Source organism: Collinsella sp. CLA-ER-H11 (assembly GCF_040092445.1).
Lineage (GTDB): Bacteria > Actinomycetota > Coriobacteriia > Coriobacteriales > Coriobacteriaceae > Collinsella.
In genome coordinates this window covers 1-15,552 of sequence record NZ_JBBNLN010000019.1, presented here as the reverse complement: position 1 = coordinate 15,552, position 15,552 = coordinate 1, and the positions used below count along the sequence as shown (strand labels likewise).

Below are 15,552 nucleotides of genomic sequence, written 5' to 3'. Positions count from 1 at the left end.
TGATTTTTCGTAAACTCCTTTAGTTTAGCTACTAATTAATTATAGGGACTCGTTTATGAATTCATGTGCAAAACGATGCAAGTTTTATGGCGTTTTATTTGCTGTAATGTTTGTGGCTGCGTTATTAGTCGCAATTTATTATTGCAATTTGAAAACAGGGTTTCATGTTGACGAGCTGTGGACTTTCGGTCTCTCGAATAGTTTTTATTTTCCACATATTTTTTGGGAAAACAATATGGATGCCAACTGGATGGATCCTACGTTCATTCAGTCTTATTTGACAGTTGATACAGGGCATGTGTTTCGGTTTGATTCGGTTTTATATAATCTGAGTAATGACGCACATCCTCCTCTCTATTTTTTCATTATTCATACCGTTTGCTCACTGTTTCCGAATGAATTTAGCAAATGGTTTGGCTTGGTTCCTAATCTATGTTTCTATTCACTCAGCTTAGTATTTTTATTTAAGCTTTCTTACAAAGTGTTTCAGAGTAAGCCAGTCGCCCTAATTTTAATGGCTCTTTGGGCTTTCTGTCCCATAGCGTTAAATCTAGTGACCTACATTCGAATGTATCTGTTATTGGTGACACTTGCCCTAGCATTTCTTGATGCGTTATTCGATATGTTTAATGCTTCCTTCGCCAATCGATCGGTTTATTTCCGCCTATTTGTTATTTCTTTATTGGGGTTTTTAACTCATTTCTATTTCTATATTTATCTCTTTTTTGTTTCCTGTTTTTTTACTATTTTTTTTTGGGCAAGAAAAGGGTGGAGGTTCTCCTTTAAATATGGAGTCACGATTGTCTTATCGGTTTGTCTGTCATTTATCATATTTCCTCCAGCATTAAGCAACATGTTTGGGAATCACTATGTCGAATCGGCCTCATCGCAATCAGGGGTAATGGTATTGCTTAGACGAATTTGGCAATTTCTAGGGTCGTCGTCCGTTGATTTGTTCTTCGGATCAAGGCTTCTTTTGATTGCCTGCTTCTGTTTGTCAATTGCCCTTTGTTTCTACTTGCTATGGAATAAAAAAATTAATCGTGAGCATCCTGAGTCGATTTATATAGTTTTATTATTTAATTCATCCCTTGTTTTTTACGTCACAGCATGCTATGTATCTCCTTTTACTTCGTCAAGATACATATGCTTGGCATATCCAGGATTACTGTTATTTGGATTTGGAATGTTCTTGTATCTATTTAGATATTTGCAAATTCGCTATAGAAATAATACTGATTTCAATTTTCGGGGCACTATTTTAGTTTCTGTTGTATTTGTTTGCGCAATTATTGCTGCAGATTCTGTTTTCTTTTCTTCCAATGCTTTGTATTTATATCCGAAATCTGCTGACAATGAAGCCGCAGTAGAGAAGTACGCGGGTTCAACGGGACTCTTTGTCTCTTATGATTACTATCAGCTCACTGCGAAGCTACTAGAAGTTGCCAAATTGTCTCGCATTCATGCGCTGATTCCTGATCAGAAAGCTATTAGCAGTTTTTGCGATAGAAATTATATTGATTCTGATGATCTGGTTGTTTACATGAATAATCACGACTGCGAAGAAGAGGTTCTTTCTCAACTGAAAGATGAACTAGGATATAGTGGTTTTAAAAAACTGCCTGGATATACTCAAATCGATGATGGAACCTCTTGTTTTGTTTATGTCCTTTATAGATAACAGTAGGAAAAGGGTCTTTAATGAAACGAGATTCGGTGATTCAATTTCTGAAGTTTTCGATTGTTGGACTTTCAAATACAATCGTTTCTTACTTAGTCTACGCGGCACTCCTTTTTATTGGAGTGAACTATATTGTCGCCAATATAGTTTCATATTTTGCTGGTGTCATCAATTCCTTCTATTGGAACAATAAATATGTTTTTGATAATGAGAGATCTGATTTGAGTTCACTTATTTCAAGTTTTTCCAAGCTACTTGCTTCGAGTGCTTTTACTGGATTGATTATCAACAACATCCTTTTGTACTTTTGGGTTAGTGTGCTTGGAATTTCTTCTATTCTTGGTCCACTGCTTAACTTGTTTGTAACTTATCCTCTTAATTATATTTTAAGTAAGTATTGGGCATTTAAGTGATAGGTGCTTGCATGACAAAGATGGACATATTGCCGATTCTCTATCTCGTGGTTCCTTGTTATAACGAGGAGAGCGTTTTGCGGGAAACCTCTAAAAGGCTTTTTGAGAAGTTTTCCACTTTAGTAAAATTGTCTCAGATTAATGCGAACAGTAAGGTTTTGTTAGTTGACGATGGGTCATCCGATAAGACTTGGGAGATCATCGAAAGTCTTCATCAGTCTAATTCCTTATTCTGTGGACTTAAGCTCTCTAGGAATTGTGGCCATCAGAAGGCTTTACTTTCTGGGTTACACAAGGCAGCGGAGTTTGCTGATTTAATAGCATCGATGGACGCTGATTTACAAGATGATATCAATGCGCTTGATGAAATGGTTTCAAGAGCTCGCGAAGGCTATGAAGTTGTATATGGTGTACGAAATGATCGTTCTAGCGATTCCTTTCTAAAACGTTTTACCGCACAGTCTTTTTATCGCTTACAGTCTTCGTTGGGTGTCGATGCTGTTTATAACCATGCTGACTATAGATTGATGTCCAAGCGTGCTGTTCTTGCATTGTCTCAATTCCGTGAGGTTAATCTATTTCTTCGTGGTTTGGTTCCTTTAGTTGGTTTCAAATCTTGCTGCGTGTATTATTCGCGAGGGAAACGGTTTGCCGGCGAATCTAAATACACGCTCGGTAAAATGCTGTCATTTGCTTTTGAAGGTATAACGTCTTTTAGTACTAAACCGATTAGGATAATTACTCTCACCGGTTTAATCATTTCTATTTTTAGTTTATTTGCACTTGTATATCTTTTAATTGGTCATTTTATTGGCGATGTACAAGTTGGCTGGACAAGCATTATTATGTCAATTTGGTGTCTTGGCGGACTTCAACTTTTGGCTTTGGGTGTCATCGGCGAGTACGTTGGAAAGACTTATATGGAGACGAAGCATCGTCCTCGCTATTTTATTGAGGAATTTTTGTCCGATAAGGAGGACAAGGATGCCTAAAGTTAGTGTGTTGATGCCTTGTTTTAATGGTGTTAAGTACATTTTGAAGGCAATTGATTCGGTGTTAAGCCAGTCTTTCCGCGATTTCGAATTATTAATTTTCGATGATCAGTCAACTGATGGAACATTTGAGATTGTTTCCAAGCTAACGGATTCTCGAATTAAGGTATTTAGAAACGCCAGTAATCTCGGTCTTGTTGGAAACTGGAATAATGCCATTGAGAAATCTTCTGGCGAGTATATTCATTTCCTCTTTCAGGATGATATTTTGTTACCCGGGGCTCTTGAGTCTGAGGTTGCAGCACTGGATGCTAATCCAAAGTGCTCCCTCTGCTTCAGCGCTTCATGTGTTATTGACTCGAATGGTGCCATTACAATGAAGAGGAGACCTTTTAAGCGGGATATGGTTTTAAAAGGCTCTGATTTTGCCCGCAAGACATTTCGAACTCATAATATCTATGGAGAGCCTTCTAATGTCATGTTTCGTAGAGATTGCTGGCAAAAGGTTGGACCCTTTAATGATTCTTTGTGTTACTCCCCTGATTGGGAGTATTGGATTCGTCTATCACTTAATAGTGATGTCTGCTATCTAGACTCAATTTATTCCTATTTTAGAGTGTGCAACGAATCTACTACGAACTCACTTTTTAAGGATAAAAAAGAGCAATTGAAACGCGATGAGTTTGATTTTGTGCGAGCAATCTGTTCACTCGATGGTATCAATATATCGTCGGTTGATTTAACCGCTCGTAAATTGTCGCTCTCAATCAGGAACATTGCTAAACGGATTTATTTTTCCGTTCACTGACTTTGGAAGTGATTGAATGAAAGGCATCATCCTCGCCGGCGGGTCCGGCACGCGCCTGTACCCGCTCACGCTCGTGACCTCCAAGCAGCTGCTGCCGGTCTACGACAAGCCCATGATCTACTACCCGCTGTCCACCCTCATGCTGGCGGGCATCCGGGACATCCTGGTCATCTCCACGCCGACGGACCTCCCCAACTTCGAGCGCCTGCTCGGGGACGGCTCGCGCTACGGCGTGAACCTCTCCTACGCCGAGCAGCCGAGCCCGGACGGCCTGGCGCAGGCCTTCACCATCGGCGAGGAGTTCATCGCCGGCGAGCCGTGCGCGCTCGTGCTGGGCGACAACATCTTCTACGGCAACGGCCTGTCGCGCCACCTGACGCGCGCCGTCCAGAACGCCGAGTCGGGGAGGGCCACGGTCTTCGGCTACCACGTGGACGACCCCGAGCGCTTCGGCGTCGTGGAGTTCGACGGGGAGGGCAGGGCCGTCTCCATCGAGGAGAAGCCCGAGCGCCCTAAGAGCTCCTACGCCGTCACCGGCCTGTACTTCTACCCGGGCGACGTCGCCGCCAAGGCCCACGAGGTCAAGCCCTCGGCCCGCGGCGAGCTGGAGATCACCACGCTCAACCAGATGTACCTGGAGGAGGGGACGCTGTCCGTGGTCACCCTCGGCCGCGGCTACGCGTGGCTGGACACCGGCACCATGGAGAGCCTGCACGAGGCCGCGGAGTTCGTCCGCGCCGTGGAGCACTCCCAGGACCTTCCCGTGTCCGTCCCCGAGGAGATCGCCTGGGAGAACGGCTGGATCACCACCGCCGAGCTTGAGGAGGCCGCGAAGGCCTACGGCAAGTCGGTCTACGGCCGGCACCTGAAGAAGGTCGCCGCCGGCGAGATCGTCAACAGCCCGCGCGAGTACTAGGAGGAACCCCTCATGTCCGAGATCTTCGAACCCAAGAACATCATCGTCACGGGCGGCTGCGGCTTCATCGGCAGCAACTTCGTGCATCACGTGGTCGAGAACCACCCTGACGTGCATGTCACCGTCCTGGACAAGCTGACCTACGCCGGCAACCCCGAGAACATCGCGGGGCTGCCCGAGGACAGGGTCGAGCTCGTCGTCGGTGACATCTGCGACGCGGGGCTGCTCGATAGGATCGTCCCCGGCCACGACGCGATCGTGCACTACGCCGCAGAGAGCCACAACGACAACTCCATCGCCGACCCCGAGCCCTTCCTGCGCACCAACGTCGAGGGCACCTTCCGCCTGCTGGAGGCCGTCCGCAAGCACGGCGTCCGCTACCACCACGTCTCCACCGACGAGGTCTACGGCGACCTGGCGCTCGACGACCCGGCGAAGTTCACCGAGGAGACGCCGTACCGCCCGAGTAGCCCGTACAGCTCGACCAAGGCGAGCTCCGACATGCTGGTCCGCGCCTGGACCCGCACCTACGGGCTCCGCGCCACGATCTCCAACTGCTCCAACAACTACGGCCCCTACCAGCACGTGGAGAAGTTCATCCCCAGGCAGATCACGAACATCATCGACGGCGTCCGCCCCAAGCTCTACGGCCGCGGCGAGAACGTCCGCGACTGGATCCACACCGAGGACCACTCCTCGGCCGTCTGGGACATCCTCACCAAGGGCCGCACGGGGGAGACCTACCTCATCGGCGCCAATGGGGAGAAGAACAACATCACCGTGCTGCGCATGATCCTCACGGCCATGGGCCGCGACCCCGAGGACTTCGACTGGGTCGCCGACCGCCCCGGCCACGACCGCCGCTACGCCATCGACAACACGAAGCTCCAGCGCGAGCTCGGCTGGAGGCCGGCCCACACCGACTTCGCCGAGGGGCTCAAGGCCACCATCGACTGGTATGTCGCCAACGAGTCCTGGTGGCGCCCGGCCAAGGAGGCCACCGAGGCCCGCTACCGCGCACAGGGCCAGTAGGAGGGGATAGACCTATGGCAGACATCGCATTCGAGAAGGACCTGAAGGTCACCGAGACCGGCATCGGGGGCCTCAAGGTCGTCGACCTCGCCGTCCACGGCGACTCGCGCGGCTGGTTCAAGGAGAACTGGCAGCGCGCCAAGATGACCGAGTTGGGTATCCCCGACTTCCGCGTCGTCCAGAACAACGTCTCCTACAACGAGAAGAGGGGCGTCACCCGCGGCATCCACGCCGAGCCCTGGGACAAGTTTATCAGCGTCGCGCGCGGCAGCGTCTTCGGCGCCTGGGTGGACCTGCGCGAGGGCAGCGAGACCTTCGGCAAGGTGTTCACCTGCACGCTCGACCCGTCGAAGGCCATCTACGTCCCGCGCGGCGTGGGAAACTCCTTCCAGGCGCTGGAGGACGGCACCGCCTACACCTACCTGGTGGACGCCCACTGGTCGCTGGAGCTCAAGAGGACCTACACCTTCGTTAACCTCGCCGACCCCGGGCTCGCCATCCAGTGGCCCATCCCGCTCGACCAGGCCACCGTCTCCGAGGCCGACCTCAACCACCCGATGCTCAGGGACGTCGTCCCCATGGCGCCCAAGAGGACGCTCGTCACCGGCTGCAACGGCCAGCTGGGCCACGCGGTGCGCGCGCTCGCCGAGGAGCGCGGCGTGGCCAAGGACTTCGACTTCTGCGACATCGACACCTTCGACATGTCCGACCCGGAGGCCTATTCGCAGTACGACTGGTCGCTCTACGGCACCGTGATCAACTGCGGCGCCTACACGGCCGTGGATAAAGCGGAGACCCCCGAAGGCCGCGTGACCGCCTGGAAGGCCAACGCCACCGGCCCGGCCCTTCTCGCCCGCGCCTGCTCCGAGCACGGGATCACGCTCGTCCACGTGTCCTCCGACTACGTCTTCGACGGCACCGCCGAGGTGCACGACGAGGACGAGCCCCTCAGCCCGCTGTCCGTCTACGGCCAGACCAAGGCCGCCGGCGACATCGCCGTGGCCGGGTGCCCGCGCCACTACATCATGCGCTCCAGCTGGGTCATCGGCGAGGGCCACAACTTCGTGAAGACCATGAAGGCGCTCTCTGACCGCGTAGCCGACCCCGAGGACGGGCTCGAGCAGGTGACGGTCGTGGACGACCAGCTGGGCCGCCTGACCTTCACGCGCGACATGGCCGCGGCCATCTTCCACGTGCTGGGTACGCACGCCCCCTACGGCACCTACGACTGCACCGGCTCCGGCGCCGTGAAGAGCTGGGCGGACATCGCCCGCGCCGTCTTCGAGGCCGCCAACGGCAACGGCGACAGGGTCGTGCCGGTTTCGACCGCCGACTACTACGCGAACGCCGCGGGCCCCATCGCGCCGCGCCCGGTCCACTCCGCGCTCGACCTTTCCAGGCTCGAGTCGGTCGGCTTCCATATGCCCGACTGGGAGGAAGAGCTAAAACTTCATTTTGATTAGATGCCTTTAGTACATTGTTTGCATTCTTAAAATCAGTGAGAATGCAAACAATGCCATGGGCATTTATGCCATTTTGCCAAGTTGCACCAGGAATTTTTTGGATGGTTTTCAATGCATTTTAAACTTGCAAATTTGATTTTTAACGGATCTGATGCGATGTTGCAGTATCCATTGCTTTGCTATAGGGCAACGGAGGGTCTTGTTATTCCAACTTCGAATGACACTATTGAAATCATGAAATCGACCAATGTTGATTTCACAACATATTTTAATGCGCTATCCATTTATAAGTGGCGAAAATACACTACTGCAAAGGCGTTTTATCTTCATATCGAGTATTGCGGCTCCGCCTTAACGCTTCAGCAGACGTATGCAAATAATTATTCTTGGATTCCTTCTACAATTGATGGCTCTGCGGTTAGTTTGCAACGATCCGATGAATGGAGTACGGCTGAAATCGAACTCTCCCTTTGTGAGGGAGAGATTCTGCACGCTTTTAATATCAGTACTGAAGGCCCTGTTAATATTCGGAATGCGTATTATTATTGCGATTGTGAAGAACTGGATATTCATCCAGTTGAGCTAGCGCTTGCAACTACTACGTTTAAAAAAGAAGACTATATTGTCCGTAACGTATCTCTTTTACAAAAGAACATTATTGATTCTGATGAAGAGATTGCTGATCATTTCCACGTACACATTATTGATAATGGCCGTTCGCTGAATAGTGCAAACCTGGATTCATCGCGTGTTACTGTTCATCCAAATCCTAATGTCGGCGGGTCTGGTGGTTTTGCTCGGGGGATGATTGAGTCACTTGAGCAGAATCCTAAAGCGACTCATGTTCTCCTGATGGACGATGATGTCGAGGTTCTTCCCGAGAGTTTTATCCGCACTTTCAACCTGCTCTCTCTTCTCAAAGAAGAATATGCTGAGGCCTTTTTATCGGGTGCCATGATGAGCTTGGAAGAGCCCAATTTGCGTACCGAGGATTTAGGGTTCTTTACTGCTAAGGGAACTTTTTCTCCCCTTAAGCCTGCAGGCTATATGACCTCACTTCATGATGTCGTTGAGACCGAGATATATAAGGCCCCAACTGGCCTTTATGAGGACACTGCCCAACAGTATGCTGGCTGGTGGTATTGCGTTATACCTACCGCAACGATTGAACGTGAGGGGTTGCCCTTGCCCTTATTTGTTCGTTCTGATGATGCTGAGTATGCGCTTCGTTGCAAACCCAAGTTCATGTCCATGAATGGTATTTGCGTTTGGCATAATTCCTTTAAGTTTAAGTATAGTGCTGCCGTGGAGCGTTATCAGGTAAGCCGAAATACGCTAATCAGTCAGGCGACAACTGGCGCTGCGCCTCTCTCTGATTTTCTTTATGAGATTCGTCGTGAAGTTGAGCTCGACTTGAAGAAATTTAATTACGATGAAGCTGCTCTTGCCGTAAAAGGTCTTGAAGATTTTTTGAGAGGTCCGGAGTGGATTTCTCATCCTGTTGCTGAATCCCGTTTTATGGCGGCAAATCGTGAAAGGGAACAATTGATTCCCATCGAGCAGCTCATCCCTCAGGCACAAGAATTGGGTGTCGACTTGACGCAACTGACTTTTGGCAATTTGAGCCTTGGGGGCGACAGGTCTAGGCTGCAGGCATTTAAGGATTATCTGACCATTAATGGCCACCGTTTTGTTAACGACTCCGCTAAACGTAACGGTAGGGTTGCTGTTATTGATGCTGCGGGATGGGTTTATCCCGCAGGTAAAATCAGGGATGTTGACACGCTTATTGTGGTAGATATGCCTAATAAAAAGGGTGCCATTAGACATATGGATAAGAAGCGATTCAAAGAGGTTTGGAGTCGTTTTCGTAAAGCCGAGAAGGAATTCAAGCGTAACAAAGATAAGATTTATACCGAATACGCTTCGTATAGAGATGTCTTTACTTCGATCGATTTCTGGAAACAGTATTTGAAAGAGGCGTCGGAGTAGTCTTCATGTGAGTGGGTTTCAAGGTGGGACCCACTCATTCTTTTGTATCATATGAGTAATTGTGCTTCGTTCATTGTTTGTCGTTGCGAAGGTTAAGCCATGTCCTTGCTTTCTACTATTAAAAAGATCCTCCCTGGCTCATCCCGATCGTTGCATGCTATGCATGAGGATATGGACCGTCGTTTTGACGAGGTTTTCGCCCGTATTGAGCAGGCCGATAACGGTATCAATATGAATATCAATTACAAATTCGATACTCGGCTATTTCCAGAAATTGAATTGCTCAAGCAACGCCAACAAAGTCTGTCAGAACAAATGAGGCTTCGCTTTGAATTGTTAGCGCGACGTGCGTACCCCGATCTCACCCCTTTTGAGCTCCGTTGCAAAATCTTTGATGCATTACCCGACGCCGAGGGTGATATTCGATTGATGCAGCAGGCAAACGCGGCCTTGATGAGTAAGCTAGACGCGATTTGTGTTGCCAATAATATTCAATACTGGCTTTCTTATGGTTCTCTTGTTGGCACCTTGTCTCGATCGGGTTTTATTCCTTGGGACGACGATATTGATATCTGCATGCTTAGGTCCGATGTGGATAAGCTCACTGCCGCTTTAATAGACGACCCTGAATATCAAATCACCCTCGTATATGACTGGTTTGTAAAGTGTCGTCAAGTTCGCTTTTGTTCAACTAATTCGCTTATACCTTGTTTTGTGGACATTTCGATTTACGACCGGGCGGCCGAGAATTCCAAGCGCGCGAACGATCAACTTAGGCAACTCAGAATTGAGCTTATGGATTTCTTTGACAAAAATGAACGTGAGTTTAGTTTTTGGAAAGATAATCCTTGGATGGTTCATCCACACAGCGGTCTTAGCGTGCAGTGCGGAGATGTTGACTTGGAAGCTCAGAGAACAGTTGTTTCTTCTGCGGAGATTGATCTTGTCCAGAGCGTATTCGATTCGTTTAACGAAAAGGCTCATGATCTAGGTTTGTTAACCGATGAGTCTCGTGGTGATTTTGCATACGCGATTGATAACGTTTTTGATGCCCCTAAACGTAAAATAATTTGGGACCGCAACGATATCCTTCCCGTAAGAAAGCATCCGTTTGACAGCTTCTCTTTTTTGGTTCCCGCGAAAGCGGAAAAGGTCGCTGATGATTGCTATCCTGGATGGCCTTACATGCCAATGGACATCTGTGGGCATGATTATTTTGCAAAGGATGTTTTGTCTGATCCCGATGTTCGCTCCGCGATGGCAAAGTTTGTCGACGAATGTAATTAGTAGTTACAACGGCTTTGATTAAGGTATTTAAAATGCAGTTTAAACTTGCGAATGTTGTACTTAAAGTTGAAAAGCATGCAAAGGATTTTCCCGAACTCTACTATCGCGTGCTCTCCGGTGGTGCTTCGTATGATGACGATATACATTCACTTCATGTCAATGGACACGTTGACTTTCTGACGTATGTGAATGGCCTATCTGCTGGCAAATGGCATCAGTATGCGTCTGTTGGCGGCGTCGTCTTGCATATGGCTTTATTTGGCAGGGGCCGGGTTGTCGTTCATGGAGTGAGATCTAGCGAGCTGAATCCTGTCGAGCTTAAATCGAATCCTTTTGATGGCAATGAAATTGATCCTTGCGTTCTCGATATTGATATCGATACAACCGGCTACGACTTGATCGGTTTTAGGATTGAGAGTGATGAGGGCTATTCCGTAGACCTCTTGAACGCCTCTTATCTGACTGATGTTCCTGAGGACTCAATTAACCAGATCAATCTTGCTCTTTCTACTACTACATTTAAGAATGAGCAGTACATTCTTCCGAATATTGAACTCGTTAAAGCGGGCATCTCCAAAGAGGACGGTCCGATTCGCGACCACTTCCACATGTTTGTCGTCGACAATGGACAGACGCTCGATTCTGCATCACTTTCCGATGAGCTAGTCACCGTGCTCCCGAATCCCAATACGGGCGGTTCGGGAGGATTCGCACGTGGAATGATGGCGGCTACTGAAACTCCTGATCAGTACACTCACATCATTTTGATGGATGACGATGTCTCTATTATGCCCGAGAGTTTGATCCGCACGTTCAATCTCCTCTCTCTTGCTAACGGCAAGTATAAGGATGCCTTTATTAACGGCGCCATGCTCTCAATGGAGGACCCTACTCGTCAGTTCGAGGATGTCTCGTATGTGGCGACCACTGGTGCCTATCGTCGCGTAAAAGAGGACTTGAATGTTGGCAAGCTGTCCGACATCCTCGAAAATGAACGCACGAACGTTGAAGTTGATCAGGCCTATGGGGCTTGGTGGTATAGCTGCATTCCGGTGAAGGCTATCGAAAAGAACGGCCTTCCCATGCCTTTCTTTATCCGCTGCGACGACGTTGAGTTTGGTATGCGCAATAAGCCTGTCTACATGACCATGAATTGCATTTGCGTGTGGCATGCAAGCTTTGAGGGGCGTTTCCGCGCTTCGGTTGACTGCTACCAGTACTTCCGCAACTTCTTTGCCATGATTTCACTCGATGATTGTGCTGATGAGAAAATGTTTGTCCTTCGTATTCAGCGAGGGGTACGTCAGAACTTGCGCGATATGGATTATCAGGCTGCTGAGTTTATCCTTGATGGCTTTGAGGACTATCTGCGCGGCCCTGAGTATCTCCAGAAGCTTGATGGCGCCGCGACGATGATTGGTAAGGGTAAGTTAAACGAAAAGCTGATTCCTGTTTCCGAAATGGATCCAGAGCTTCTTCGCAAGGCTGGGGTTACGGAGCAAGTGCTCGCTAATGTTAATCTGGAATTCCATCCTTCGAAATTTATGAAGTATTGGAGATCTATTCCTTACGACAAACACTATCTTCCCGATGCGCTGTTGCGCGGAAAGCCCGGCTATGCAGTTAAGAATGGCAGCTGTACGCTTGAAGGCAATTCGACGCGTTGCAAGACGCTGGTATTTCTTGATCCGACCCGCGAGAAGGGGTCGGTCCGCACGATGGATCGGGCGCGGTTCAAGAGTATTCGCCGCCGAGAGCACGAACTGATGGCGCGCTATCGTAAAGAGGGCAAGAGCGTCAGGGGGGCATGGAAAGATGCCATGCCGTACATGACTTCGCGAGAGTTTTGGGAACAGTATTTAGGTCTGAAATAAGAAGAGGTCCGGATTAAGTCCGGACCTCTTCTTATTTTGAATAGGTTTTATAGGCTTGTAACTCCCATTGTTTTCTTTCGACTTTTGCAACTGAGTCGAGGATTAGTCCCGTTGCTAGGCTCAACCCACACAGGAACATCAATGAGGCCGCAAGTATGGCCGTGGGGAAGCGGGGGACTAAGCCGGTTTGGAAGTACTCCACAACAATTGGAATTCCGAGGGCAAGGCCTATGATGGCGAAGATGAGCGCTATAAGGGTAAAGAACTTGAGCGGACGATAGTCTTTAAAGAGCGTTCCAATCATTGCGATGACCTTGATGCCGTCGCTAACGGTGTTGAGCTTGGACTCGGAGCCTGCGGGCCGATCGCGATACTCCACCGGCACGTCTTTAATTCGCCAGCGGTGATCGACAGCGTGGATGGAGAGCTCGGTCTCAATCTGGAAGCCCTCGCTCAAAACGGGGAAGGTCTTGACGAAGGGTCTGCTCATGGCTCGGTAGCCGGTCATCACGTCGTCAAAGCTGTAGCCGTAAATCCACTTGATCATGGCGCGAACAAGATTGTTGCCAAAGCCGTGGAAGGCCCTCTTGTTCTCTTCGGCATAGGTGCCGTTTGACAGGCGATCGCCAACGGTCATATCGGCTTCGCCGTTAAGGATGGGCTCGCAAAGCGCCTTTGCCGCCTCGGCGGGGTAAGTGTCGTCTCCATCAACCATTAGATAGCATTCGGCGTCGACATCACGGAACATTTGGCGGCACACGTTGCCTTTGCCCTGTCTGGGCTCGTGGCGCACCGTGGCACCGTGCTGCTTGGCGATTTGCGAAGTGCCATCAGACGAGTTGTTGTCATATACAAAGACGGTTGCACCGGGTAACTCTCGATGAAAATCGTCAACAACTTTGCCAATCGTCAGCGCTTCGTTGTAGCAGGGGATTATGACGGCGGTATTCGAATAGTCCATGTCGGACCTCCTTTAATGAATCAACGGGTCGAAAGTATACCTATCGCCTGCCCCTTTGATTAGATATGGGTTAGTTCTCCAGATTTGTTGCGGTGAGTTATCGTCAACGTGGGAGGGCTATACTTTCCACTGTTATGTTTTACGAGACAAGGAGATGGTCCGTGGCTGACAACGTAGAGAGTCAGAAAGCGGTGGCTAAACCGGCCTCTCACGCTAAAAATGATTTTGAAAAGGACAAGTTCATTCTTAAGCAACTTGTCACCAAAGATTTTAAGATTAAATATCGTCGCAGTGTTCTGGGTGTGGCATGGTCCGTGCTTAACCCGCTGCTGATGATGATTGTTATGTCGATCGTGTTTTCGACAATCTTCGCGCAAGGTCGCAATGGTTCTATTACGCCCGAAATGTATCCGCTTTACTTGATCGTCGGTAACGTGACGTTCTCTGTCATGTCCGAGTCGACGAACCAAGCGCTTATGTCCATCATTTGGGCTTCCTCTCTGCTTAAGAAGGTTAAGGTGCACCGTTGGGTCTTTCCGGTGCAGAAGGTGCTGTTCTCGCTCGTTAACTTCGCCTTCTCTTTGGTTGCCGTCGCCTTGGTTATGCTTTGGTTCCACGTGCTTCCCACCTGGCATTTAATTCTGCTGCCGGTTTGCTTGCTCCTGCTCATGTGTTTCTGCATGGGCTTGGGCATGATGCTGTCTGCGCTGGCGGTTTTTTTCCGCGATGTTATGCACCTGTGGACCGTTGTTATCACGGCCTGGATGTATCTGACGCCGATTTTCTGGACAACCGACTTCATTAGCCAAATGGCACATTGGATCCAGGTCCTTGTGGTTGTGAATCCCATGTACAACTACCTCCAGTTTATGCGTGATATCTTCCTGTTTAATACCGTGCCTTCTGCGCTTACCTTTGGGCTGTGTGTTGTTTGGGCTATTCTTGCTCTTGCTATTGGTTACGCCGTCTTTCACAAGACCGAGCACAAGTTTATCCTCTACATCTAAGGAGTGCTGCTCATGACTGAATCTGCTATTGATTACAGCAAGCAGCCCCTTGCTGTTGAGGTCAAAGACGTCACCATGATCTTTAACATGGCGTCCGAGTCGCTTACGAACCTCAAAGAGTATTTTATTAAGCTCGCGAAGCATGAGCTGTTCTTTGAGGAATTCCGTGCGCTTAAGCACATTTCATTTGATGTGCATCGTGGCGAGGTCGTTGGCCTTGTTGGTACTAACGGTTCCGGCAAGTCTACGATGCTCAAGATCATCGCTGGCGTTTTGGAGCCCAGCGAAGGTGAGGTTAAGGTTCACGGCAATATTGCGCCGCTGATTGAGCTTGGTGCTGGCTTTGACCCGGAGCTTACGGCTCGTGAGAACATCTATCTGAACGGTGCGCTGCTTGGCTATACCAAGGAGTTTATCGACGCTAGTTTTGACGAGATTATTGAGTTCGCCGAGCTTAAAGACTTCGTTGACATGCCCTTGAAGAACTTCTCGTCGGGTATGGTCGCGCGTATCGCCTTTGCTATCGCTACGATTACCGAGCCCGATATTCTCATCGTCGATGAGACGCTTTCTGTTGGCGATGTCTTTTTCCAGCAGAAATGCGAGCGCCGTATTCAGCACTTTATTGAGAGTGGCGACGTCACGGTCTTGTTCGTTTCTCACTCCATGGAGCAGGTTGAGCGTATTTGCCAGCGTGCTGTGTGGATCGAGAAGGGTGATCTGCGCATGGATGGTCCCGTGGACGAGGTCTGCAAGGCGTACCACGACCAGTTCAAGTAGGTTATAATTTATTGGCCGTGTGAACTTGTACCCGCTTGGACGCCCGGCTTTATGCTCCATTAGCTCAGTTGGATAGAGCAGGGGACTTCTAATCCCAAGGTCGACGGTTCGAATCCGCCATGGAGCACCAGAGAGTTTTTGAAGACCCGGTATAATGCCGGGTCTTTGCTTTTTGGGCATGTGGGCGTGCAGTGCTCCCTCAACAATAAACCCGGTGTAGCACTGAACTGCGCCCCAAATCTTGGACGCCCTAAATAGCGACTAGGCCGGAAGGGCCTGATTCCGGAACTCCTCCGGGGTCAGGCCCTTCAATCTTACCTGCCTCCGGCTCGTGTTCCAGTGGACT

At 49.4% G+C, this 15,552-nt stretch carries 13 protein-coding genes and 1 tRNA gene; 13 read left to right on the top strand and 1 reads right to left on the bottom strand.

What is annotated here, in order from left to right:
• The first annotated feature begins 55 nt into the window (after nt 1–55).
• The 10 genes from AAAX35_RS09340 (at nt 56) to AAAX35_RS09295 (ending at nt 12,458) form a co-directional block, all read left to right on the top strand.
• The gene (locus tag AAAX35_RS09340) at nt 56–1,681 is read left to right on the top strand and encodes a hypothetical protein (RefSeq protein ID WP_349117430.1); all 1,626 of its coding nucleotides are present in this window, start codon (nt 56–58) and stop codon (nt 1,679–1,681) included.
• Between the two features lie 20 nt (nt 1,682–1,701).
• Nucleotides 1,702–2,094 (top strand): GtrA family protein, encoded by a 393-nt coding sequence (locus AAAX35_RS09335; protein ID WP_118406019.1) that lies wholly within the window; start codon nt 1,702–1,704, stop codon nt 2,092–2,094.
• 11 nt (nt 2,095–2,105) lie between these two features.
• Nucleotides 2,106–3,086: a glycosyltransferase family 2 protein gene (locus tag AAAX35_RS09330; RefSeq protein ID WP_117776177.1), complete on the top strand. Its 981-nt coding sequence runs from the start codon at nt 2,106–2,108 to the stop codon at nt 3,084–3,086.
• Nucleotides 3,079–3,894, top strand: coding sequence for a glycosyltransferase (locus AAAX35_RS09325; protein WP_349117429.1), 816 nt, complete (start codon nt 3,079–3,081; stop codon nt 3,892–3,894). The genes AAAX35_RS09330 and AAAX35_RS09325 overlap by 8 nt, the downstream gene beginning before the upstream one ends.
• A 16-nt stretch (nt 3,895–3,910) precedes the next feature.
• Nucleotides 3,911–4,810 carry a glucose-1-phosphate thymidylyltransferase RfbA gene (gene rfbA / locus AAAX35_RS09320; protein ID WP_349117428.1) on the top strand — a complete coding sequence of 300 codons (900 nt, stop codon included), beginning with the start codon at nt 3,911–3,913 and terminating at the stop codon, nt 4,808–4,810.
• Between the two features lie 12 nt (nt 4,811–4,822).
• Nucleotides 4,823–5,842 carry a dTDP-glucose 4,6-dehydratase gene (gene rfbB, locus AAAX35_RS09315; protein ID WP_349117427.1) on the top strand — a complete coding sequence of 340 codons (1,020 nt, stop codon included), beginning with the start codon at nt 4,823–4,825 and terminating at the stop codon, nt 5,840–5,842.
• Nucleotides 5,843–5,856: 14 nt separating this feature from the next.
• Nucleotides 5,857–7,305 carry a sugar nucleotide-binding protein gene (locus AAAX35_RS09310; protein WP_349117426.1) on the top strand — a complete coding sequence of 483 codons (1,449 nt, stop codon included), beginning with the start codon at nt 5,857–5,859 and terminating at the stop codon, nt 7,303–7,305.
• Nucleotides 7,306–7,416: 111 nt separating this feature from the next.
• The gene (locus tag AAAX35_RS09305) at nt 7,417–9,297 is read left to right on the top strand and encodes a glycosyltransferase (protein WP_349117425.1); all 1,881 of its coding nucleotides are present in this window, start codon (nt 7,417–7,419) and stop codon (nt 9,295–9,297) included.
• 99 nt (nt 9,298–9,396) lie between these two features.
• Nucleotides 9,397–10,584, top strand: coding sequence for a LicD family protein (locus AAAX35_RS09300; RefSeq protein ID WP_349117424.1), 1,188 nt, complete (start codon nt 9,397–9,399; stop codon nt 10,582–10,584).
• A 14-nt stretch (nt 10,585–10,598) separates the two neighbouring features.
• Nucleotides 10,599–12,458, top strand: coding sequence for a glycosyltransferase (locus AAAX35_RS09295; RefSeq protein ID WP_349117423.1), 1,860 nt, complete (start codon nt 10,599–10,601; stop codon nt 12,456–12,458).
• Between the two features lie 31 nt (nt 12,459–12,489).
• Here the strand turns inward: AAAX35_RS09295 and AAAX35_RS09290 are convergent, their stop codons facing one another.
• A complete protein-coding gene (locus tag AAAX35_RS09290) occupies nt 12,490–13,419 on the bottom strand; it encodes a glycosyltransferase family 2 protein (RefSeq protein WP_349117422.1) in 930 nt (309 codons plus the stop codon).
• Nucleotides 13,420–13,580: 161 nt separating this feature from the next.
• On the opposite strand from AAAX35_RS09290, the gene AAAX35_RS09285 reads away from it, so the two are divergent.
• The 3 genes from AAAX35_RS09285 to AAAX35_RS09275 all read left to right on the top strand — a co-directional run bounded on the left by AAAX35_RS09285 (nt 13,581) and on the right by AAAX35_RS09275 (nt 15,336).
• Nucleotides 13,581–14,426 (top strand): ABC transporter permease, encoded by an 846-nt coding sequence (locus tag AAAX35_RS09285; protein WP_346977283.1) that lies wholly within the window; start codon nt 13,581–13,583, stop codon nt 14,424–14,426.
• Nucleotides 14,427–14,438: 12 nt separating this feature from the next.
• The gene (locus AAAX35_RS09280) at nt 14,439–15,206 is read left to right on the top strand and encodes an ABC transporter ATP-binding protein (protein ID WP_117776189.1); all 768 of its coding nucleotides are present in this window, start codon (nt 14,439–14,441) and stop codon (nt 15,204–15,206) included.
• A 53-nt stretch (nt 15,207–15,259) separates the two neighbouring features.
• Nucleotides 15,260–15,336: transfer RNA gene (locus tag AAAX35_RS09275), tRNA-Arg, on the top strand.
• Nucleotides 15,337–15,552: the final 216 nt, after the last annotated feature.

Excerpts from the sequence above, each read along its gene's own strand:
- AAAX35_RS09340 (WP_349117430.1), top strand. The coding sequence starts at position 56 with ATGAATTCATGTGCAAAACGATGCAAGTTTTATGGCGTTTTATTTGCT.
- AAAX35_RS09335 (WP_118406019.1), top strand. The coding sequence starts at position 1,702 with ATGAAACGAGATTCGGTGATTCAATTTCTGAAGTTTTCGATTGTTGGA.
- AAAX35_RS09330 (WP_117776177.1), top strand. The coding sequence starts at position 2,106 with ATGACAAAGATGGACATATTGCCGATTCTCTATCTCGTGGTTCCTTGT.
- AAAX35_RS09325 (WP_349117429.1), top strand. The coding sequence starts at position 3,079 with ATGCCTAAAGTTAGTGTGTTGATGCCTTGTTTTAATGGTGTTAAGTAC.
- rfbA (WP_349117428.1), top strand. The coding sequence starts at position 3,911 with ATGAAAGGCATCATCCTCGCCGGCGGGTCCGGCACGCGCCTGTACCCG.
- rfbB (WP_349117427.1), top strand. The coding sequence starts at position 4,823 with ATGTCCGAGATCTTCGAACCCAAGAACATCATCGTCACGGGCGGCTGC.
- AAAX35_RS09310 (WP_349117426.1), top strand. The coding sequence starts at position 5,857 with ATGGCAGACATCGCATTCGAGAAGGACCTGAAGGTCACCGAGACCGGC.
- AAAX35_RS09305 (WP_349117425.1), top strand. The coding sequence starts at position 7,417 with ATGCATTTTAAACTTGCAAATTTGATTTTTAACGGATCTGATGCGATG.
- AAAX35_RS09300 (WP_349117424.1), top strand. The coding sequence starts at position 9,397 with ATGTCCTTGCTTTCTACTATTAAAAAGATCCTCCCTGGCTCATCCCGA.
- AAAX35_RS09290 (WP_349117422.1), bottom strand. The coding sequence starts at position 13,419 with ATGGACTATTCGAATACCGCCGTCATAATCCCCTGCTACAACGAAGCG.
- AAAX35_RS09280 (WP_117776189.1), top strand. The coding sequence starts at position 14,439 with ATGACTGAATCTGCTATTGATTACAGCAAGCAGCCCCTTGCTGTTGAG.